The sequence below is a fragment of the Mitsuaria chitosanitabida ATCC BAA-476 = NBRC 102408 genome (assembly GCF_001598255.1).
Taxonomy (GTDB): domain Bacteria; phylum Pseudomonadota; class Gammaproteobacteria; order Burkholderiales; family Burkholderiaceae_C; genus Roseateles; species Roseateles chitosanitabidus.
Window position 1 is genome coordinate 112,953 of the sequence record NZ_BCYP01000001.1, and the last position, 20,238, is coordinate 133,190.

18 protein-coding genes are annotated in these 20,238 nt (G+C 70.8%); 10 read left to right on the top strand and 8 right to left on the bottom strand.

Features of this window, described 5'->3' with window-relative positions:
• Nucleotides 1-13 precede the first annotated feature (13 nt).
• Together MCHT01_RS00475 and MCHT01_RS00480 are read left to right on the top strand one after the other, a co-directional pair.
• Nucleotides 14-1,117, top strand: coding sequence for a diacylglycerol/lipid kinase family protein (locus tag MCHT01_RS00475; RefSeq protein ID WP_084451537.1), 1,104 nt, complete (start codon nt 14-16; stop codon nt 1,115-1,117).
• Nucleotides 1,114-1,905, top strand: a complete 792-nt coding sequence (locus MCHT01_RS00480) for a metallophosphoesterase family protein (RefSeq protein WP_067060862.1) — start codon at nt 1,114-1,116, stop codon at nt 1,903-1,905. Before MCHT01_RS00475 ends, MCHT01_RS00480 begins: the two co-directional genes overlap by 4 nt.
• A gap of 80 nt (nt 1,906-1,985) precedes the next feature.
• On the opposite strand, the gene MCHT01_RS00485 is transcribed toward MCHT01_RS00480, so the two are convergent.
• On the bottom strand, nt 1,986-2,822 hold the full coding sequence (locus MCHT01_RS00485; protein WP_067060866.1) for a phosphatase PAP2 family protein: 837 nt from the start codon (nt 2,820-2,822) through the stop codon (nt 1,986-1,988).
• Nucleotides 2,823-3,117: 295 nt separating this feature from the next.
• Nucleotides 3,118-3,375: a hypothetical protein gene (locus MCHT01_RS00490; protein WP_067060868.1), complete on the bottom strand. Its 258-nt coding sequence runs from the start codon at nt 3,373-3,375 to the stop codon at nt 3,118-3,120.
• 190 nt (nt 3,376-3,565) lie between these two features.
• Here MCHT01_RS00490 and MCHT01_RS00495 point away from each other — a divergent pair, with 190 nt between their 5' ends.
• The 6 genes from MCHT01_RS00495 (at nt 3,566) to corA (ending at nt 10,072) form a co-directional block, all read left to right on the top strand.
• The gene (locus MCHT01_RS00495) at nt 3,566-4,585 is read left to right on the top strand and encodes a LysR family transcriptional regulator (RefSeq protein ID WP_067060871.1); all 1,020 of its coding nucleotides are present in this window, start codon (nt 3,566-3,568) and stop codon (nt 4,583-4,585) included.
• Nucleotides 4,586-4,722: 137 nt separating this feature from the next.
• The gene (locus MCHT01_RS00500) at nt 4,723-5,784 is read left to right on the top strand and encodes an extracellular solute-binding protein (RefSeq protein ID WP_067060874.1); all 1,062 of its coding nucleotides are present in this window, start codon (nt 4,723-4,725) and stop codon (nt 5,782-5,784) included.
• A gap of 19 nt (nt 5,785-5,803) precedes the next feature.
• Nucleotides 5,804-7,621: an ABC transporter permease gene (locus MCHT01_RS00505; RefSeq protein WP_084451464.1), complete on the top strand. Its 1,818-nt coding sequence runs from the start codon at nt 5,804-5,806 to the stop codon at nt 7,619-7,621.
• Complete coding sequence (locus tag MCHT01_RS00510; RefSeq protein WP_084451466.1) at nt 7,618-8,397, top strand: ABC transporter ATP-binding protein; 780 nt, start codon at nt 7,618-7,620, stop codon at nt 8,395-8,397. Before MCHT01_RS00505 ends, MCHT01_RS00510 begins: the two co-directional genes overlap by 4 nt.
• 170 nt (nt 8,398-8,567) lie before the next feature.
• Complete coding sequence (locus tag MCHT01_RS00515; RefSeq protein ID WP_067060877.1) at nt 8,568-9,020, top strand: GNAT family N-acetyltransferase; 453 nt, start codon at nt 8,568-8,570, stop codon at nt 9,018-9,020.
• A gap of 83 nt (nt 9,021-9,103) precedes the next feature.
• Nucleotides 9,104-10,072 (top strand): magnesium/cobalt transporter CorA, encoded by a 969-nt coding sequence (gene corA / locus MCHT01_RS00520; protein WP_067060880.1) that lies wholly within the window; start codon nt 9,104-9,106, stop codon nt 10,070-10,072.
• 47 nt (nt 10,073-10,119) lie between these two features.
• Here corA and MCHT01_RS00525 read toward each other — a convergent pair whose 3' ends face one another.
• From MCHT01_RS00525 to MCHT01_RS00550, 6 genes are all read right to left on the bottom strand, one after another.
• Nucleotides 10,120-11,427, bottom strand: a complete 1,308-nt coding sequence (locus tag MCHT01_RS00525; protein WP_148661321.1) for an MFS transporter — start codon at nt 11,425-11,427, stop codon at nt 10,120-10,122.
• 130 nt (nt 11,428-11,557) lie between these two features.
• Nucleotides 11,558-12,622, bottom strand: coding sequence for a tartrate dehydrogenase (locus MCHT01_RS00530; RefSeq protein ID WP_067060883.1), 1,065 nt, complete (start codon nt 12,620-12,622; stop codon nt 11,558-11,560).
• 21 nt (nt 12,623-12,643) lie between these two features.
• Complete coding sequence (hpaI, locus tag MCHT01_RS00535) at nt 12,644-13,444, bottom strand: 4-hydroxy-2-oxoheptanedioate aldolase (RefSeq protein WP_067060885.1); 801 nt, start codon at nt 13,442-13,444, stop codon at nt 12,644-12,646.
• Between the two features lie 67 nt (nt 13,445-13,511).
• Nucleotides 13,512-14,963 (bottom strand): NAD-dependent succinate-semialdehyde dehydrogenase, encoded by a 1,452-nt coding sequence (locus tag MCHT01_RS00540; RefSeq protein WP_067060888.1) that lies wholly within the window; start codon nt 14,961-14,963, stop codon nt 13,512-13,514.
• Nucleotides 14,964-15,107: 144 nt separating this feature from the next.
• Entirely contained in the window at nt 15,108-16,721 is a 1,614-nt protein-coding gene (locus MCHT01_RS00545) for a UxaA family hydrolase (RefSeq protein WP_084451468.1), read from the bottom strand.
• Nucleotides 16,722-16,826: 105 nt separating this feature from the next.
• Nucleotides 16,827-17,828: a tripartite tricarboxylate transporter substrate binding protein gene (locus MCHT01_RS00550; protein WP_067060892.1), complete on the bottom strand. Its 1,002-nt coding sequence runs from the start codon at nt 17,826-17,828 to the stop codon at nt 16,827-16,829.
• Between the two features lie 218 nt (nt 17,829-18,046).
• On the opposite strand from MCHT01_RS00550, the gene MCHT01_RS00555 reads away from it, so the two are divergent.
• Both MCHT01_RS00555 and MCHT01_RS00560 read left to right on the top strand, forming a co-directional pair.
• The gene (locus MCHT01_RS00555; RefSeq protein WP_084451470.1) at nt 18,047-19,075 is read left to right on the top strand and encodes a LysR substrate-binding domain-containing protein; all 1,029 of its coding nucleotides are present in this window, start codon (nt 18,047-18,049) and stop codon (nt 19,073-19,075) included.
• 25 nt (nt 19,076-19,100) lie between these two features.
• Nucleotides 19,101-20,177: a TolB family protein gene (locus tag MCHT01_RS00560; RefSeq protein WP_148661322.1), complete on the top strand. Its 1,077-nt coding sequence runs from the start codon at nt 19,101-19,103 to the stop codon at nt 20,175-20,177.
• Nucleotides 20,178-20,238 lie beyond the last annotated feature (61 nt).

The following is a 20,238-nucleotide window of genomic DNA, read 5'->3' on the forward strand; positions in this document are numbered from 1 at the left end:
CGCCCCCATGCCGATGACCGCCTCGAACCATTCCTCGCAAGCGCCCCTCTTCGTCGTCTTCAACCGCGCCTCCGGTCACGGCGACCGCGATGAGGTCGGACCTGCGGTGGAGACGGCCTGCGCGGCGGTGGGGCGACGCTGCGTGCTGCTGCCGATCGAATCGCCCGGGCGTCTGGCCGAGATCGCGGGCGAGGCAGTGCGGCGGGCGCGGGACGAGGGCGGCATCGTCGTCGCGGCCGGCGGGGACGGCACGATCAACGGTGTCGCGCAGGCGGTGCTCGGCAGCGGGTGCGCCTTCGGCGTGCTGCCGCGCGGCACCTTCAACTACTTCGCCCGCACCCATGGCATCCCGGCCGACCTCGACGGGGCGCTGCGCGTGCTGCTGCACGAGCGCCCCATGCCCGCGCAGGTGGGCCTGGTCAACGACCGCGTCTTCCTGGTCAATGCGAGCCTCGGGCTCTATCCGCAGTTGCTCGAGGATCGCGAGAGCTGGAAGCAGCAGTTCGGACGCAGCCGGCTGGTGGCCCTCGGTGCTGGCATCGCGACCCTCCTCCGCGGTCACCGCAGTCTGAGGCTGACGATCGAGCAGCACGGCCAACCGCGCCATGTCCGCACGCCGACGCTCTTCGTGGGCAACAACGCCTTGCAGATGGAGCAGGTCGGGCTGCCGGAGTCGCGGGCGATCGATGGCGGCGCGCTCGCGGGCGTGATGCTCAAGCGCGTCGGCCGGGGCATGCTGCTGTGGCTGCTGGCCTGCGGCGCGCTCGGGAAGCTGGGCGAGGCGGATCAGGTCGAGAACTTCCCGTTCCGGCGGCTGACGGTGCGGGGGCGGGCCTTCGGCGCGCGGCGCATCAAGGTCGCGACCGACGGCGAGGTGATGTGGATGCGGCTGCCGCTGCGCTTCGAGGTCGCGGCGGACACGCTGCCGCTGATCCGGCCGCCCGGACTGGCCGAGGAGCGACGCGAGGCGCAGGCCGCCGGCGGGGCGACGGACTCCGCGCCGGCATCGTCGCCCCGATCTGCCCAGGTGGCCGACCGCCGTGCCGACCAGCAGTCCGGCGCGCCGACCGGCACGACGGCCGAGGATGCGCAGGACTCGATGGAGCGCGGCCGATGACGGTGGTGCTGCAGATCTCCGATCCGCACTTCGGCACCGAGCGGCCGATGGCGCTCGCGGCGCTGGAGCGGCTCGCCGCCGAGCTCAGGCCCGATCTGCTTCTGCTCACCGGCGACATCACGCAGCGCGCGCGGCCCGATCAGTTCGCGCGGGCCCGTGCCTTCGTCGACAAGCTCCATGCGCCGGCGCGGCTCGTGATCCCGGGGAATCACGACATCCCGTTGTTCGCGCTCTTCAACCGGATGCTGGATCCCTATGGCCGCTATGCGCGCGCCTTCGGCCGGGCGCTGGAGGGAGAGTTCGAATCGGAGGATCTGCTCGTCATCGGCCTCAACACCACGCGCCGCTACCGGCACAAGCATGGTGAGGTGTCGTCGGCGCAGGTGGAGCGGGTCGCGCGTCGCCTCGCGACGGCGAAGCCGGGGCAGTTGCGCTTGATCGCCGTGCATCAGCCGGTGGCCGTGCCCTCGGCGACGGACCTCAAGAATCTGCTGCGCGGCCGGGGAGCCGCGGTGCGGCGTTGGGCGGAGGCGGGCGCCGACGCGGTGGTCGGCGGGCACATCCACCTGCCCTACGTCCTGCCGTTGCGCGAGCGCTGGCCGGAGCTGCCGCGCCCGATGTGGGCGGTACAGGCGGGCACGGCGCTGAGCACGCGGGTGCGGGGAGGAATCCCGAACTCGGTGAACGTGATCCGAGCGGGGTCAGGTCGTGCCGGCGTGGTCGAGCGCTGGGACGTCGATGAGTCGGTCGGGCTGTTCCAGCGCGTGGCGTCGACGACGCTCGCGTGACCTGGGAGCCGCGACCCGTCAACGCGGGCCGCGATGACGGGCGGCGGGCTGTCCGTTGATCGCGGGCTCGCCGGCGCTGATCAGAGCGTCTGCCGGGGCCGGCGGCTGGTGTAGCGGCGGTGGCCCCAGCGCGCGAACTCGATGCTCGCGATCGACACGGCGAGCCAGGCCGCGCCGGAGGTGAAGCCCGCCAGCACGTCGGTCGGGAAATGCACCCGCAGGAAGAGCCGGCTGCAGCCGACCGAGAAGGCCAGCGCGGCGGCGATCACCCAGGCCGGCACGTGGAAGCGACGCGGCAGCACGCGCACCGCGACGTAGGCCAGCATGCCCAGCACCACCACGGAGCCCGAGCTGTGGCCGCTGGGGAAGCTGAAGCCGTCCTCGGTGAGCCAATGCGTGGGGTGCAGCGGCCGGGTGCGCTCGAAGATGTGCTTGAGCGTGGGGTTGAGCATCGCGTTGCCGAGCATCGCCAGGGTCCAGCCCAGCGCCAGGCCGCGGCGGCGCCACAGCAGCGCCAGGGCGACGGTCACGCCGATGCCGATCAGCGTGTCGCGGTTGCCGAGGAAGGTCAGCAGGAAGAAACCGTGGAGGATGGGATCGGGGACCTGGTCGATGGAGGCGGCGATGAAGGCCTCGTCGAGCTGGCCCAGCGTCGGGGCGGTGTGGAGCTGCTCGGCGATCTCGGCGAAGAGCATGGCCCCGCCGACGATGAACAGGAAGCCCGCGGCCAGCCGGACGAGCAGTGCGGCGGGAGAGAGCGGATCGGGCGGGAAGGCGGGGCCGCCGCGATCGGGCAGCAGGGCGCGGGCGGACAGCCAGGTCGCGCCCGTGACCACGGCGAGCAGGACCAGGTAGACCCACAGGATGTGCGCGCCCGCGGCCGAGGCCGCGTCGAGGAGCGTGAGAGGAAAGGCCATGGGGCGCATTGTGCGGGCTGGCGAGCACCCGCCCGCATGACGGGAGTCAGTGCGGGCGGCCGGCGGCGATCCAGGTCATCACCTCCTCGTGCGCCAGGCCGAATTCGGCGCGCCATGGGGCCGGACGGGCATCACTTGATTCATCACACACCTCGCATCACCAACAGGGATGCCGACCATGTTGAGATCGCTGGCGGGGTGCGGAATCGGCGGGAGGCGCAAAGGAAAAGGCCGGACCTCGCGGTCCGGCCTTCCCTGCAGGAGCGGGACGCCTCGTGGCGCCCTGAGAGAGAGATCAGTACATCCAGCCGTTGCGCGCCGCGCGGCGCAGCGAGAAGGCCAGGTCGGGGCGGTCGGTCGACTCCGCCTCGGCCGCCTGCAGCAGCATCGCGCGGGGACGGACCTCGGCGGCGGCGTTGACGAAGCGGAAGAAGCCGCGACCGGCGCGCAGCGCCACACCCACCACGCGCTCGCCGGCGGCGCTCGCGGCGCTGGCCCGGGCGGCGTCGGCGGCCATCACTTGGGGTGCGGCATTCAGCGTGGTGGTGTTCATGATGTGTCCTTGTTGAGGCGTCGGATCGTTCGGGTCGGTCTGGGTCGTCGAGAGGAGCCGGCGTCGCGGGTCGCATCGCCGTCGTCCATGGCCGCCATGTTGCGGTTTTTACGTAGCGGCCGCCAATTGCGTCTCCGAATCGGGTCATCACGGCCGGAAATGACCCGTGACGGAATTAGCATCCGGCCCCATGAGCAGCCCCGCCCGCCCCGTCAACTTCCGCACGCTGGACCTGAACCTGCTGCGGGTCTTCGACGTGGTCATGGAGGAGCGGCACGTCACCCGCGCCGCCCACCGCCTGGCCATCACCCAGCCGGCCGTCAGCAACGCGCTGCGCCGCCTGCGCGAGGCCACGCACGAGGAGCTCTTCATCCCCACCTCCACCGGCGTCGAGCCCACCCCGCACGCGCAGGCGCTGTGGCCCGTGGTGCGCCGCGCGCTGGCCAGCCTGCAGCAGGCCCTGGAGCCGCAGCCCTTCGACCCGCGTGCCGCCGGCAACGCGGTCAGCTTCACGCTGGCCATGGCCGACGCCACCGCCGCGCTGGTGGTGCCACGTCTTGCCCAGCGCTTCCTGCGGGAGGGCATCCACGTCGGCCTGCGCGTGGTGCCGCTGACCACCCGCGATCCGCGCGAACTGCTGGAGCAGGGCTGGGCCGACCTGGCGATCGGCTTCTTCCCCGACCTCACCGAGCAGCTGCTGATCGAGGACGACAGCGCCGCGCTGCGACGCGAGCCGCTGTACTCGGGCCGCTACGTCTGCGTGATGCGGCCGGACCACCCGCTGGCCGCGCCCGGTGCGCTGACGCTGGACGCCTACTGCGCCGCGCAGCACCTGCGGGTGAACTTCGCCGGCCGGCCGCACGGCTTCGTCGACGACGCGCTGGCGCTGCTGGGCCGGCGGCGCACGGTGGCGATGACGGTGAACAGCTTCTTCACCGGCGCCCTGGCCGTGCAGCAGTCCGACCTGATCACCGTGCTGCCCGACACCTTCGTCCCCGCCATCGGTCAGGCCGAGCGCCTGGCCAGCCGCCAGGTGCCCTTCGCGCTGCGGGGCATCGACATCAGCCAGGTGTGGCATGTCCGCTCGGATCCCGATCCGGCCCAGCGCTGGCTGCGCGAGGAGATCGGGGCCATTTCCGCCGTGATCGCCGCCGGCGCGCGGGCGCTGCCCCAGACGGCCTCGTCGGGGAACCCGATCCAACCGGCCTGAAGCCAGCCTGAACGGCGGCCACCGCAAATCCTGTGGGTCCGCCAGCTTTTGGCACCTTCCGCCGGGCGGGCCCGGCGCCTACATTGCGCCTCTTTCAGATGAGAAGAGTTCTCATCCATTGAGAAAGAGACCCGACGATGCGCCGACCCGACCTGACCTTCCGTCCGATCCCTGCCGCCTCGGCGCTCGCGCTGGCCGCGGCGCTGATGCCCCTGGCCGCGCAGGCCAACGTGCCGGCCGGAGGCGAGCTGACGCTCTACACGACGCGCGAGGTCGCGCTGGTGCAGCCGCTGCTGTCGGCCTTCACGGCCAAGACGGGGACCAAGGTCAACACGGTCTTCGTCAAGGACGGCCTGCTGGAGCGGGTCAAGGCCGAGGGCGCGCGCTCGCCGGCCGACCTGCTGATGACGGTGGACGTGGGCAATCTGATCGACCTGGTCGAGGGCGGCGTGACGCAAGCGCTGAAGTCCGGCGAGGTGGAGGCCGCCGTCCCCGCCAACCTGCGCGCGAGCGATGGTCAGTGGACCGCGCTGTCCATGCGGGCCCGGGTGCTCTACGCCGATCAGGGCCTGAAGGCGACCGCGATCCGCTACGAGGATCTGGCCGATCCGAGGTGGAAGGGCAAGGTCTGCACGCGCTCGGGCCAGCACCCCTACAACACCGCGCTGGTGGCCGCGATGATCGCCCACGACGGCGAGGCCAAGACCGAGCAGTGGCTGCGCGGCCTTAAGGCCAACCTGGGCCGCAAGCCCACCGGCGGCGACCGCGACGTGGCGCGCGACATCCTGGGCGGCGTCTGCGACGTGGGCCTGGCCAACTCCTATTACGTGGGTCAGATGAAGTCGGCCAAGCCCGGCAGCGACGCGCGCAAGTGGGGCGACGGCATCCAGGTGCTGAAGCCGACCTTCGCCGCGCGCGGCGCGGGCACGCACGTCAACATCAGCGGCGCCGCCGTCGCCAGGCACGCGCCCAACAAGGCCGCGGCGCAGGCGCTGGTGGAGTTCCTGGTGTCGGAGCCGGCCCAGCAGCTCTACGCGCAGATCAACTACGAGTACCCGGTGCGCGCCGGCGTGGCGCTGGATCCGCTGATCCAGTCCGCGATCGGCCCGCTCAAGGCCGACCCGCTGCCGCTGACCGAGATCGCGCGTCACCGCAAGCAGGCCAGCCTGCTGATCGACAAGGTCGCCTTCGACCAATGAGCGCGGGAGCCCTGAGCGCGTGAGCCGGGACCTCGTCCGGCCGCGCGCGGTCGGTCCGCTCTGGGCCGCGTGCGCCGCGGCCATCGCGCTCGCGGTGCTGACGCCGCTGGCGGCGCTCGCGTGGACGGCGCTGGGCGCCGGCGCGGCGCACTGGTCGCATCTGATCGAGCACGTCCTGCCGGGCGCGCTCGCGCGCACCGCGACGCTGCTGGGCGGAGTCGGCCTGCTGACGGCCGTCGTCGGCACCGGCTGCGCCTGGCTGGTCACGCGGGCCGACTTCCCCGGCCGGCGCGTCCTGCAATGGGCGCTGCTGCTGCCGCTGACGGTCCCGACCTACATCGCCGCCTACAGCTACGTGGACCTGCTGCATCCGATCGGCCCGTTCCAGGGGGCGCTGCGGGCGTTGCTGGGCTTCGACTCGCCACGGCAGTTCCGCCTGCCCGACGCGCGCTCGATGGGCGGCGCGGTGCTGGTGCTGTCGGCGGTGCTCTATCCCTATGTCTACCTGAGCATGCGGGCGATGTTCTCGACCCAGCCGGCGCGGCTGATGGAGGCCGCGCGGCTGCTGGGCGAAGGTCCGTGGGGCGCGTTCCGGCGCGTGGCCTTGCCGATGGCGCGGCCGGCGCTCGCGGTCGGCGTGGGGCTGGTGTTGCTGGAGGTGCTGAACGATGTCGGCGCCTCGGAGTTCCTGGGCGTCACGACGCTGACGACGACGATCTACACGACCTGGGTGACGCGCTCGGACCTCGGCGCCGCGGCGCAGATCGCCTGCGCGATGCTGGCGCTCGTGGCGGTGCTGGTGATGCTGGAACGGCAGGGCCGTTGCCGCCAGCGCGCCGGGGCCGTGCGGGCGATGCGGCCGGCGCCGCGTCAGCGGCTGCACGGCGCGCGCGCCTGGTTGGCGACGGCCGCGGCCGCCCTGCCCGTGGTGATCGGCTTCGTGTTGCCGGCAGGACACCTGGCGACGCTCGCGTGGAAGCGCGTCGTGGAGGGTTACGGCCTGACCCCCGAGGTCATCGCCGGCGCGACGCACTCGGCCCTGCTGGCGCTGAGCGTCACCGCGATCGCCGTGACGGCGGGCCTGGTGGTGGCCTGGGCGGCGCGCTCGACCGCGGGGGCGCGCACGCGGGCCTGGTGGCTGGGCGGCGCGGCGCTGGGCTACGCGATTCCTGGCACGGTGCTGGCCATCGGCCTGCTGCCGCCGGCGCTCGCGCTCGATGCCTGGATCGCAGGCGCGCTCGGCTTGCCGGGGCTGCCGATGATGAGCCTGGGCGTGGTGCTGGTCGCGGCGGGGGTGATGCGCTTCCTCGCGCTGCCGATCGGTGGGGTCGAGGCGGGCCTGTCGCGCATTCCCGCGCCGCTGGAGCAGGTCGCCCGCAGCCTGGGCGAATCGCCGCTGGGCACGCTGCGCCGCGTGCACCTGCCACTGCTGCGGCCCGCGCTGACCACGAGCGCGCTGCTCGTCTTCATCGACGTGATGAAGGAGTTGCCGGCCTCGCTGCTGCTGCGGCCTGCCAATGTCGAGACCTTGCCGACGCTGCTCTACGCGGAAGCGGCGCGCGGCAGCTACGAGCACGGCGCGCTGGCCGCGCTGCTGATCGTCGCCGTCGGCCTGCCGGCCGTGCTGCTGCTGAGCCGCGAGCCGGCTTCACCCGCATCGCCGGCGCCGAACGCCGACACGCCGCGTGCACGGCGCACGCCGCAGGTGTCGCGCGCGCCGCAAGCGGCATGCGCGTCAGAGGCGCGAGGCGGGCCCGAAGCACCGCGCGCCGTGTCCGCGACGCGCGTGTCGGACGCATCCTCGACCCCGTTCATTCCCACGAAGGAGGCGACATGAGCACGCTCGCCCTGGAGGACGTCCACGTCCGCTATCCCGGCGCGCAGACCCCCGTGTTGCGCGGCCTGTCGTTGTCGCTGCCGCTGGGCGGCATCGCCTGCCTGCTGGGCCCGTCGGGCTGCGGCAAGAGCACCGCGCTGCGCGCGATCGCCGGCTTCGAGCCGCTGAGCTCGGGCCGAATCGCGCTGGACGGGCGGACGCTGTCGACCGCGACGACGCAGCTCGCGCCGGAGCAGCGCGGGGTGGGGCTGCTGTTCCAGGAGATCGCGCTGTTCCCGCATCTGGATGCGGCGGCCAATGTCGGCTTCGGCCTGCGCCGCTGGAAGCGCGATGAACGTGAGCGCCGCGTGCGTGAACTGCTGGCACTGGTGGGACTAGATGCGCTGGGCGGGCGGATGCCGCATGAGCTCTCCGGCGGTCAGCAGCAACGCGTGGCTTTGGCGCGGGCGCTTGCGCCGTCGCCGAAGCTGTTGCTGCTCGATGAGCCGTTCTCGAGTCTGGATGCCGACACGCGAGGTCGGCTGGTCCGCGAGGTCCGCGCCATCCTGCGCGACGCCGGACAGACCGCGTTGATGGTCACGCACGATCCGGAGGAGGCGGAGGCGATGGCCGATTGGATCGGGGTGATGGCGGAGGGGACGCTCGCGGAATGGCGGGCGGGGCAGTGGCAAGAGCCCGAAGACCCTCACCCCCACCCTCTCCCGCAAGCGGGAGAGGGAGTCACCAGCGCTCAGGCGTCATCGTTGAATGGCCGATGGCCAATGGCTGACAGCTGATAGCTGATAGCTGATAGCTGATAGCTGATAGCTGATAGCCGAGCCCTCTTACTCCCTCTCCCGCCTGCGGGAGAGGGCAGGGGTGAGGGTCTTCGGGGTGTTGGCACGCCCGACCTTTCTTGCTCCCTCTCCCGCTTGCGGGAGAGGGTCTTCCAGCTACGCTCTCCCCCATGACGTTCCCCATCCGCCCCGCCGTCCCCGCCGACATCCCCGCCTGCATCGACCTTCGCGGCCGCACGCGCGAGAACGCCATCTCCGCCTCCCGCCTGGCCGAGCTCGGCATCACCGAAGCCTCCTGGTCCGGTCAGGTCCGCGACGGCGTTCTGCCCGGCGCGATCGCGATGGCCGGCGACCGCATGGCCGGCTACTGCTTCGGCGACGCGGGCAGTGGCGAGATCGTCGTGCTCGCGCTGCTGCCGGAGTTCGAAGGACAGGGGCTGGGCCGCGCGCTGCTGGCGCGGATGGTCGATCAGCTGCGTGGCCTCGGCCATCAGCGGCTGTTCCTGGGCTGCTCGGACAACCCCGCGCATCGCTCCCACGGCTTCTACCGCCGCCTCGGTTGGCGCCCCACCGGCGAGCGCGACGGCTACGGCGACGAAGTGCTGGAGCTGCTGCCGGACTGACCTCCGCCCCTCGGTTTCTCTTGATGCCGTCTTGATCCGTCCCGGGCTACCCTCGCGGGCAACGAGAACGATCGAGACCCGTCATGCTCATCAACTGCGTCGCCTATCGCGACGGCCGCCGGCTGGCCGACATCAAGCCGGAAGACATCAGCGACTACCTCCAACTGCCCGACTGCTTCGTCTGGGTCGCCTTGCGCGACGCGGCGCCCGAGGAGGTGCTCGCGATGAAGGAGGAGTTCGGCCTGCACGAGCTCGCCGTCGAGGACGCCTTGCATGGCCAGCAGCGGCCCAAAGTGGAGGAGTACGGCGACACGCTGTTCGCCGTCATGCAGACGGTGCAGTTCACGCCGACCGACGAGCTGTGCACCGGCGAGGTGTCCATCTTCGCGGGGCGGAACTTCGTGCTGTCGATCCGGAATCGCGTGGCGCAGAGCCTGCTCGGCGTGCGCGCCCGCGCGGAGAAGGAACCGCACATGCTCAAGCGCGGTCCGGGCTTCGTGATGTACGCGATCATGGACGCGGTCGTCGATCGCTACTTCCCCGTCATCGAGGCGCTGGAGTCGGAGCTCGACGCGATCGAGGCGCAGATCTTCGAGCCGGGTGTGACGCGGGAGAACATCCGGCGGGTGTATGAGCTCAAGCAGCGGGTCACGCTGGTCAAGCATGCGGTGTCGCCGTTGCTCGACGCGGTGGGGAAGCTGGTGCGCGGACGCGTGCCGCCGATCTGCGAGGACACGCGGGAGTACTTCCGCGATGTCTACGACCACCTGGAGCGGATGCAGTCGGCATTGGATTCGCTGAGGGACACGGCGACGACCGCGATCCAGGTCCACCTGTCGATGGCGGCGATCGAGGATTCGGAGATCACCAAGCGGCTCGCGGCCTGGGCAGGGATCTTCGCGGCCGCCACGGCGTTCGCCGGGATCTGGGGGATGAACTTCGAGGTGATGCCGGAGCTGAAGTGGCGCTGGGGGTATCCGGCGGCGCTCGGGGTCATCACGGCTACTTGCGGGGTGCTGTTCTGGCGGTTCCGAAGGGCTGGTTGGCTTTGAGGGTCTTCAGGGCTCTATCGCAAGCGGCCGAGGAAGCCCCCAACCCCTCAATGCGCAGTCGACATCACAACGCCCGACGGCTCGCCGCTCTTTGTCGGCGCCACGATCGGCTTCACCTTCCCCAGCAGGAACGCATAGTTCAAGATCCCAAGCACGCCCAGCCCTGCCGAGAACAGCAGCGCCATCTTGAACGAGCCCGTCGCGCCGACGATCGCGCCGGTGACCACCGGCCCGATCACGCCGCCGAAGTTGGACACCATGTTCTGCAGGCCCGCCACCGTCGACGCCATGTTCTTCGGCGCCACGTCACCCGGCAGCGCCCAGACCTGCGAGGCCGCCACCGTCGTGCCCGACTTCGCGATGCACAGCAGCGCCACCGTGAACACCACCGACGAGGACAGCGGCGCCAGCCCGATGCACAGCGCCATCAGCAACCCGACGATCAGGAACAGCTTGCGCGTCGCGGTCAGCGACAGGCGACCGCTGTGCACGATCCGGTCCGACATCCAGCCCGCCGCGACCTCCGCGATCAGCCCGCAGATCAGCGGCAGCGAGGCCACGAAGCCCATCTGCAGCAGCCCCATGTGCTGCTCCTTCACCAGGTAGGTCGGCAACCAGGTGATGAAGAAGTACGAGATGTAGTTGATCGTGAAGAAGCCCAGGCACATCGCCCAGATGTTGCGGTACTTCAGCAGCTCGTACCACTTCATCGGGATCTCGTTGTCCACCCCGTGGCGCTGCGTCTGCCCGCCGCGGATGTAGGCGACCTCCTGCGGATCGCAGCGGCGATGCTGCTCCGGCGTCTCGGTGAAGAACCACCACCAGACCACGAACCACAGCAGGCCCGCACTGCCCACGATGGCGAAGGTGACGCGCCAGTCGAAGAGCACGATCAGCGCGACGATCAACGGCATCGCCACCGCGCCGCCGAACTTGGACGCGCTGTCGAAGAGCGCCGACACCGTCGCGCGTTCCTTGTCCGGGAACCACTTGGAGACGATGCCCGCGTTGGCCGGATAGGCGCCCGCCTCACCGACGCCTAGCACCACCCGCAGCGCCACCAGCGAGCTGAAGCCGCTGGCCAGACCCGTCGCCGCCGTCGCCAGCGACCACGAGCCCACCGCGGCGCCCAACCCGACCTTCTGGCCGTAGCGGTCGGACACCCAGCCCGCCGGGATCTGCAGCAGCGCATAGGACCAGAAGAAGGCCGACAGCACGATGCCCATCATGTCGGGCGTCAGACCGAATTCCTCGATCAACTTCGGGGCGGCCGCGGACAGCACGGTCCGGTCGATGTAGTTGATGGCGATCGCCAGCCACATCAGGGCGGCGACGACCCAACGGGTCCTGCTCATGAATGTCTCCAAGCCCGCCGTCGATGCGCTCTGTGGCGCTTCATCGACGGCGCTTCTCTCTCTGCTTCAAGTCATCGAATCGTCAGATCGCTCGACGGATCGACCGTCACATCGACCATCGGATCGATCATCAGATCAGCGCGGCGATCGCCTTGCCCATCTCGGTCGTGTCGGCCGTGCCGCCCAGGTCACGGGTGCGCGGGCCGCCGGTCAGCGTCTTCTCGATGGCCGCGAGGATCGCGTCATGCGCGGCTTCCTCGCCCAGGAACTTCAGCATCAGCGCGCCCGACCAGATCATGGCGACCGGGTTGGCGATGTTCTGACCGTAGATGTCGGGCGCGGAGCCGTGCACCGGCTCGAACAACGAGGGGAAGCTGCGCTCCGGATTCAGGTTGGCCGACGGCGCCAGGCCGATGGTGCCGGTGGTCGCCGGGCCCAGGTCGGACAGGATGTCGCCGAAGAGGTTGGAGGCCACCACCACGTCGAAGCGGCCCGGCTGCAGCACGAAGCGCGCCGACAGGATGTCGATGTGCTGCTTGTCCACCGTGACCGACGGATAGGCCTGGCCGACCGCGTCGGCGCGACCGTCCCACCAGGGCATGGAGATCGCGATGCCGTTGCTCTTGGTCGCCACCGTCAGGTGCTTGCGATCGCGCGACTGCGCCAGGTCGAAGGCGTACTTCAGCACGCGGTCCGCGCCGAAGCGCGAGTAGACCGATTCCTGGATCACGATCTCGCGATCGGTGCCGGCGTACATCACGCCGCCCAGGTTGGTGTACTCGCCCTCGGTGTTCTCGCGGACGACCAGATAGTCGATGTCGCCGGGCTTGCGGTTGGCCAGCGGGCAGGGCACGCCGTCGAAGAGTCGCACCGGACGCAGGTTGATGTACTGGTCGAATTCGCGGCGGAACTTCAGCAGCGAGCCCCACAGCGACACGTGGTCCGGCACCGTCGCCGGCCAGCCCACGGCGCCGAAGAAGATCGCGTCCATCGGCTGCAGCTGGGCCTTCCAGTCGTCCGGCATCATCTGGCCGGTCTGCTGGTAGTAGTCGCAGCTGGCCCACTCGATGTGGGTGAACTCCAGCCGGATGTCGAAACGCTTGGCCGCGGCTTCCAGCGCGCGCAGGCCCTCGGGCATCACTTCCTTGCCGATGCCGTCGCCGGCGATGCAGGCGATCTTGTAGGTCTTGCTCATGGTCGTTCTTTCACATGGAGTTCAGTAGGGCGAGCCCGTGGGCGCCGGTTGCGGCGGGGCGAGCTCGAAATCGGTGGCCAGGCGCCGGGTGGCCTGCGCCAGCAGCGTAACGTCAATGCCCACCGCGACGAAGCGCGCGCCCAGCGACAGATAACGCCTGGCGAGCGCCGCGTCGCCGGTCAGCGTGCCGGCGGCCTTGCCGCTGGCGACGATGGTGCGGATCGCGCCCTCGATGGCGGCTTGCACCTCGGGATGCGCCGGGTTGCCGCGATGGCCCATGGACGCGGCCAGATCGGCCGGGCCGATGAACACGCCGTCCACGCCGTCGACCGCGCAGATGGCCTCGAGGTTCCTCAGCGCGGTCGCGGTCTCGGCCTGGACGAGAACGCAGGCGTCGCCGTCGGCCTCGTTCAGGTAGTCGCGGCGCAGGCCCCAGCGCGAGGCGCGCGCCACCGCGGCGCCGACACCCCGCACGCCCAGCGGCGGATAGCGCGTGGCCGAGACCACGGCCGCGGCCTGCTCGGCGGTGTCGATCATGGGGATCAGCAGCGTCTGCACGCCGATGTCCAGCAGCTTCTTGATGCCGTCCTTGTCCGCGTTGACCGCGCGCACCACCGGGTGCGATGGATAGGGCGCGACGGCCTGCAGCTGCTGCAGCGTGCTGGTGAGGTCGTTGGGCGCGTGCTCGCCGTCGATCAACAGCCACTGGAAGCCGGCGGTCGCGCAGACTTCGGCGCTGTAGGCCTGGGCCATGGACAGCCATAGCCCGATCTGCGGCCGGCCGGCCTGGAGCGCCTGTTTGAAGGTGTTGGTGAAGTTCATCGTCGTCCTCTCGATGGCCGGCCCGTGAGGGACCGGTCGATGCGTCCTGCGTGGCGGAGCCGCCCGATCAGGACAGACCGCCCTGGCAGACGTACTTGATGTGGAGGTAGTCCTCCAGGCCGTGGGTGGAGCCCTCGCGGCCGTAGCCCGATTCCTTGACACCGCCGAAGGGCGCGGCCTCGGCCGCGATGGCGCCTTCGTTCAGACCGACGATGCCGCTCTCCAGCGCATCGGCGACGCGCCAGGCGCGCGCGAAGTCGCGGGTGTAGAAGTAGGCGGCCAGCCCGAAGGGCGTGTCGTTGGCCGCGGCTACGACCTCGTCCTCGGTCTTGAAGCGGAAGATGGGCACCACCGGGCCGAAGGTCTCCTCGTGCCAAAGCAGCATGGCCGTGGTCGCGTTCGTCAGCACGGTCGGGGCGAAGTAGTTGGGACCGGCGGCGACGTCGTCGCGGATGCGGCGTCCGCCGGCCGCGATCAGGGCGCCGCGCTCGACCGCGTCCATCACATGACGCTCGATCTTGTCGACCGCGCGGGCGTTGATCATCGGACCGATCTGCGAGTCGGCGCGGGTGGCCGGGCCGACCTTGAGCGCCGCCACGCGCGCGGCCAGCTTCTCGACGAAGCGGTCATGGATGCCGTGCTGCGCGAAGACGCGATTCGGGCACACGCAGGTCTGGCCGCCGTTGCGGAACTTGGCCGCCATCAGGCCCTCGACCGCCGCGTCCACGTCGGCGTCGTCAAAGACGATGAAGGGCGCGTTGCCGCCCAGCTCCAGCGACAGCTTCTTCAGCGTCGAAGCCGATTCCCGCGCCAGATGCTTGCCCACCGGCGTCGAGCCGGTGAAGGTGATCTTGCGCACCCGGTCGTCGGCCAGCCAGACGTCGACGACTTCCGGCGTGCGCTCGCGCGAGGCGCAGACGATGTTGAGCACGCCCGGCGGCAGACCGGCCTCGACGGCCAGATCGACCAGCGCCAGCGAGGTCAGCGGCGTGTCCTCGGCCGGCTTGGCGACCACGGTGCAGCCGGCGGCCAGCGCGGGCGCGATCTTGCGGGCGATCATCGCGGCGGGGAAGTTCCAGGGCGTGATCGCGGCGACCACGCCGACCGGCTCGCGCAGCGCCAGCATGCGGCGGCCCTGCACCGGCGCGGGAATGACCTCGCCGTTGATGCGGGTCGCTTCCTCGGCGAACCACTCGACGTAGCTCGCGGCGTAGGCGACCTCGGCGCGGCCTTCGGCCAGCGGTTTGCCCTGCTCCTGCGAGATCAACGCGCCCAGGCGGTCCTGGTCGCGCAGGATCAGATCGTTCCAGCGCTTGAGCATCGCGGCGCGCTGCTTCGCCGGCACGGCGCGCCAGCCGGGGAAGGCGGCGTGCGCGGCGTCCACCGCGGCGCGGGCGTCGTCGGCGCGGCTGTCGGGCACCTCGGCGATGCGGCTGTCGTCGGCCGGATCGACGACCGGGAAGCGGTCGCCCGTAGCGGCGTCGCACCAGCGGCCGGCGATGTGGTTCTGGATCTTCATGAGGAGGGCGGGTGGAAGGGGAGGGCCGCGATCAACGGGGAATGGCGGAGCGGAGGGGCGGACTGCGGCGGACGGGGCGGCGGTGTTGTCGGCGCGAGGTCGTCAGGGCGTCGTCGTTGCGGCGTGGCGTGGCCTGGACGCCGCTCAGCTGACGATGCCCAGGTGCCAAGGCACGAACTCGTGATCGCCCAGACCGAGCAGCTCGCTCTTGGTCGACTCGCCGGAGGCCGCGCGCAGGATGTGCTCGAAGATCTGCTGGCCCATCTCCTCGATGGTCAGCGTGCCGTCGATGACCTGGCCGCAGTTGATGTCCATGTCCTCCTCGAGGCGCGTGAACATCGGCGTGTTGCTGGCGAGCTTGATCGTCGGCGCCGGCTTGGAGCCGAACATCGAGCCGCGCCCGGTGGTGAAGCAGATCAGGTTGGCGCCGCTGGCGATCTGGCCGGTGACGGCCACCGGGTCGTAGCCCGGCGAATCCATGAACACGAAGCCGGCTTCATCGATGGGCTCGGCGTACTCGTAGACCTGCTGCAGCGGCGTGGTGCCGCCCTTCATCGCGGAGCCCAGCGATTTCTCGAAGATGTTGGCCAGACCGCCGGCCTGGTTGCCCGGGCCGACCACGCCGTTGAACTGGCCGTTGTGGCCGCGGGTGTAGTCCTCCCACCAGGCCAGGCGGTCGAGCAGCTTCTGACCGACCTCGGGGCTGACCGCGCGGCGGGTGAGCATGTATTCGACGCCGTGGATCTCCGGCGTCTCGGACAGGATGGCGGTGCCGCCGTGGCGCACCAGGATGTCCATCGCCGCGCCCAGCGCGGGATTCGCGCCGATGCCTGAGAAGCCGTCCGATCCGCCGCACTCCAGGCCGATCTTCAGGTGGGCCGCGCTGACCGGCTGGCGCGTCACGCGGTTGGCCAGCGGCAGCATCGCCTCGACCGCGCGGATGCCGGCCTCGATGGTGGCGCGGGTGCCGCCGGTGTCCTGCATGACCAGGGTCTGCAGCGTCTCGCCGGGCACCAGGTGCTGGGACTCGACCAGTCCCGCGACCTGGTTGCGCTCGCAGCCCAGGCCGACGATCAGCGCGCCGCCCAGGTTGGGGTGCTTGGCATAGCCCGCGATCGTGCGGCGCAGCAGGTCGAAGTGGGGGCTGGGCGAGGACATGCCGCAGCCGGTGGTCTGCGCGAAGGCGACCACGCCGTCGACGTTCGGATAGTCCTTGAGCCGTTCCGGCGTGAAGTGCTCGGCGATGCGGTTGATCGCCGTCGACGAGCAGTTCACCGAGGCCAGGATGCCGATGAAGTTGCGGGTCGCCACGCGGCCGTCGGCGCGCACGATGCCCATGAAGGTCGCGCGCTGATCCTCGGGCAGATAGTCGACCGGCTTCACGTCCGCGCCGAAGGCCGGATCGCGGTCGAACTCGACCAGCGCGATGTTGTGCGCGTGCACGTAGTCGCCGGGCTCGATGTCGCGCGCGGCCACGCCGATCACGGCGTTGTACTTGCGGATGGGCTCGCCCTCGGCAATGCGGCGCGCGGCGATCTTGTGGCCCGCCGGGACCTGCGCCTTCAGGCGCAGCCCGAACTCCGGCAGCTCCTGACCCAGCGTCAGCACCTGGCGGGCGATCAGCACGTTGTCGTCGCGGTGCAGGCGCAGCAGCGGCGAGGCGCTGGCGATGGCCGCCTGCGCGGCGGCGACGGCGCCGGAGGTGGTGGCACCGGCGGCGCCTGCGGCGCTGACGGTGGAATCGGAGGGTGCGGTCATCGGGGAGGTCTGGTGAGGCGTGGCGGCGGCGGCGAGGGCAGCGGCGAGATCGCTGATGAGATCGGCGGAGAAGGGGCGATGACGTCTGCCGCGGCAGGTGTCGCGTCAGCCCTTGGCGAGCAGTTCGCGCAGCTTCAGGCGCTCGATCAACTGCGTGTCCTTGCGGTAGGTGGCGGCGATGTACTTCTCGTAGTCGGGCTGGTCCAGGTACATCACCGGCGTGTCGATGCGGTCGCAGGTGGCCAGGAAGTCGGCATCGGTGACGGCCTTGCGGAAGGCCTCGCGCAGCTTGGCGACGATGGCCGGGTCCATGCCCTTGGGCGCGCCGATGCCGTTGGGGGCGTCGACGACCAACTGATAGCCGGACTCCTTGAGCGTCGGCACGCTGGGGAAGTCCTTGGTCCGGGACTCGCCCCAGGTCACCAGCAGGCGCAGCTTGCCGGACTTGACGTGCGGCGCCCAGGAACTGGAGTCGGCCACCGCGTCCACCTGACCGCCCAGCAGGTCCTGCAGCGCCGGGGCGCCGCCCTTGTAGGGGATGTGGTTGAGCTGAATGCCGGCCAGCAGGTTGAACTCTTCCATGCCGACGTGCGTGGCGCCGCCGATGCCGGCGCTGCCGTAGGTCAGCATGCCGGGCTTGGCCTTGGCGGCGGCGACGAAGTCGGCCAGCGTCTTCCAGGGCGAGTCGGCGCGCACGGCCAGGCCGAAGGTCTGGCCGTTGACGCGGGCCAGATAGGTCAGGTCCTTGAGCGGATCCAGCTGCACGGTGCGCAGCTGCGCGAAGCGCGTGACCGAGATGGGAATCTGGCCGATGGTGTAGCCGTCGGGCTTGGCCGTGGACAGCGTCTTGGTGCCCAGCATGCCGGAGGCGCCGGCGCGGTTCTCGATGATGATGGTCTGGCCCAGCGCCTTGCCGGCGGCCAGGCACAGCGCGCGCATGGTGATGTCGGCGGTGCCGCCGGCGGGCCAGGGGCAGATGAAGGTGATGGCGCGCTCGCTCGGATAGGCGGCGGCGTGGGCGAGGCGGGGCATCGTCAGCGCGCTCGCGCCCAGGCCGGCGGCGCCGGCGATCAGGACGCGACGGCGGTCCATGCGGAAGTTCTTCATCTCTGTCTCCTGGCCTTCAATGCTGGGGCCTCTATGGGCTCGGGGCCTCGCGGAACGTCGATCGCCATTGAGGCGGGACGGTCCACGGGCATTTCGTGTGGCCGGATTGTGGGCAGCGGCTTCATTCGCCTCAATTGAAGAACTCGACAGCCTTCATGCCGGTTTTGGCATGTATCGGAGGAAGCCATGAGGGGGCGTCGTGGCTAAGATTCGCGGCCATGAGCCAGATCGATCGCGTCCTCCGTTCCAACCTCAAGCTGCGGCATCTGCAGATGCTGGTCGCGCTGGACCAGTTCCGGCATCTGGGCCGCGCGGCGGAGTTCCTCTCGCACACGCAGCCGGCGGTGTCCAAGTCCTTGGCCGAGGTGGAGCGCATGTTCGGGCTGGAGCTCTTCACCCGCTCCACGCGCGGCACCGAGCCCACGCCCTTCGGCGACGCGGTGGTGCGCTTCGCGCGCTCGGTGCTGTCGGACTACGCCCGCACCCGCGACGAGATCGCCGCCGTGGCCAGCGGCGCGGCGGGCCGGGTGAGCGTGGGGACCATGGTCGTGGCGACGCCAGGGCTGGTGGCGCAGGCGGTGGAGCGGCTCAAGCAGCGCTCGTCGCTGACGACGGTCTATGTCGAGGAGGGCGACCTCACGCGCCTGCTGCCGCGGCTGCGGGTGGGCGAGCTGGACGTGATCGTCGCGCGGCTGGAGCCGGGCTACGCCTCGCCGGACCTGGCGACGGAGCCGCTCTACGAGGAGCAGATGCGCATCGTCGTGCGGCCGGATCACGCGCTGGCCGCGATGCGCAAGCCGGGCTGGGCGGAGCTCGCGAAGGTGCCCTGGGTGATGCCGCCGCCGTGGGCCTCGTCGCGGATCAAGCTCAACCAGATGTTCTATCAGGAGCGCCTGGATCCGCCGATCGACATCATCGAGAGCGCCTCCTTCCTGGTCACGCTGACCTTCCTGCGCCAGCGCGGCGCGGCGGCCTTCGTCGCGGAGAACGTGGCGCGCTACCTCGAGGCCGAGGGCCTGGCGAAGGCGCTGCCGGTGACCGTGCCCATCGACTTGCCGCCGGTGGGGCTGCTGACGCTGCGCCAGCGCAAGGCGACGCCCGCGACCGAGCAGTTCATGGCCTGCTGTCGCGAGGTGACGGCGGCGAGCGGCGCCAAGCGCCGTCGCGCGTCCCCGAAATCGGGCACCGGCAAGACCCCAGGCGCGCCCCGCGCGGTGGCGAAGTCGTCGACGCCCAGGCGAAGATGAGGTGATCAACGAGGGAGACCCGCGCGTGACACCGATCAGGAAGGCGCGCCATCGGACGATGGCGCTGGCGGCACTGCTGGCCGCATGGCCGATGGCCACGGCCATCGCGGCCGAGGACGCGAACCCGCGCGCCGCGCCCCGCACGGGCCGGCTGTTCCTCAGCACGAACGGGGCCGACACCTATGCGGAGTTCGACCTGCGCAGCGGCAAGCTCACGCCGCTGCCCGTGAGCCCGCTCTCGCGCCGGCGCGGGCCCGACCATTGGCATGGCAGCGCGTTCACGGGCGCCTTCGTGCGCACCGACCCGTACGGCAGCCTGGCCTTCCTCGAGCCGCGGCGCTTCGTCCAGATCGGCCAGGCGGATCTCTCGCCCTTCGCCGGCACCGGGGACCGGCCGCGCTTCTCGGCGAACGTGCGGGTGTCGCCGGACGGCCAGTTCCTGCTCGGCTACTGGTGGCTGCGCGCGGACTCGCCCCGACCCCGGCTGTTCGTGAAGATGCTGAACGGGCAAGCGGTCGACGAGGACTCGCCGCTGGACTACGACCGTGACGCCTATTCGGAGGCGGTCGACTGGTTGCCGGACGGACGCTACGTCTATCTGGCGGGAGATGAACTGGTCTTCGCCAAGCCGCGCGCGGGCATCCAGCAGCGGCTGCCCCTGCGCTTGCCGGAGGGCATCCGATCGGCGGGCGCGGAGCTGCGCGTCAGCCCCGACGGTCGTCGGGGGCTGCTGACGCTGAACACGCCGGTGGGACGGATCAACTTCCGGTCGCTCTACACGGTGGGCCTGGAGGATGGTGTCGTGCGACCGCTGACCCGGCCCGCGCCGGAGGTCGTGCGGCTGGGCGTGGCGCAGCACGTGATGGGCGCGACCTGGTCGCCGGACGGGCAATGGGTGGCCTTTCTCACGCGCGGGGTGAATCCGGGGATGGGCGTCGCCGGCGCGATGCCGATGTGCCAGTCGGTGCGGGTGGTGCCGGCCGACGGCTCGATCTCGAGCGTCAACTACGACCGGGCGGACCACTTCTCGATCCCCGACCCGCGCACGCGCGACCGGCCGCTGCTGGGCTGCGCCAGCGACGAGCTCAACTGGTTGCCCTGAGGCGCGTCGGAACGGCGGACGATCCGACGCGGCGCGGGTCCGCCGCGCCGCGAGATCCGCG

Coding starts and splice junctions, on each gene's coding strand:
- MCHT01_RS00500 (WP_067060874.1), top strand. CDS start 4,723: ATGCGCCGACCCGACCTGACCTTCCGTCCGATCCCTGCCGCCTCGGCG.
- MCHT01_RS00545 (WP_084451468.1), bottom strand. CDS start 16,721: ATGACCGCACCCTCCGATTCCACCGTCAGCGCCGCAGGCGCCGCCGGT.
- MCHT01_RS00530 (WP_067060883.1), bottom strand. CDS start 12,622: ATGAGCAAGACCTACAAGATCGCCTGCATCGCCGGCGACGGCATCGGC.
- MCHT01_RS00490 (WP_067060868.1), bottom strand. CDS start 3,375: ATGAACACCACCACGCTGAATGCCGCACCCCAAGTGATGGCCGCCGAC.
- MCHT01_RS00540 (WP_067060888.1), bottom strand. CDS start 14,963: ATGAAGATCCAGAACCACATCGCCGGCCGCTGGTGCGACGCCGCTACG.
- MCHT01_RS00480 (WP_067060862.1), top strand. CDS start 1,114: ATGACGGTGGTGCTGCAGATCTCCGATCCGCACTTCGGCACCGAGCGG.
- MCHT01_RS00485 (WP_067060866.1), bottom strand. CDS start 2,822: ATGGCCTTTCCTCTCACGCTCCTCGACGCGGCCTCGGCCGCGGGCGCG.
- MCHT01_RS00555 (WP_084451470.1), top strand. CDS start 18,047: ATGAGCCAGATCGATCGCGTCCTCCGTTCCAACCTCAAGCTGCGGCAT.
- MCHT01_RS00475 (WP_084451537.1), top strand. CDS start 14: ATGACCGCCTCGAACCATTCCTCGCAAGCGCCCCTCTTCGTCGTCTTC.
- MCHT01_RS00495 (WP_067060871.1), top strand. CDS start 3,566: ATGAGCAGCCCCGCCCGCCCCGTCAACTTCCGCACGCTGGACCTGAAC.
- corA (WP_067060880.1), top strand. CDS start 9,104: ATGCTCATCAACTGCGTCGCCTATCGCGACGGCCGCCGGCTGGCCGAC.
- MCHT01_RS00525 (WP_148661321.1), bottom strand. CDS start 11,427: ATGAGCAGGACCCGTTGGGTCGTCGCCGCCCTGATGTGGCTGGCGATC.
- MCHT01_RS00515 (WP_067060877.1), top strand. CDS start 8,568: ATGACGTTCCCCATCCGCCCCGCCGTCCCCGCCGACATCCCCGCCTGC.
- MCHT01_RS00550 (WP_067060892.1), bottom strand. CDS start 17,828: ATGAAGAACTTCCGCATGGACCGCCGTCGCGTCCTGATCGCCGGCGCC.
- MCHT01_RS00510 (WP_084451466.1), top strand. CDS start 7,618: ATGAGCACGCTCGCCCTGGAGGACGTCCACGTCCGCTATCCCGGCGCG.
- hpaI (WP_067060885.1), bottom strand. CDS start 13,444: ATGAACTTCACCAACACCTTCAAACAGGCGCTCCAGGCCGGCCGGCCG.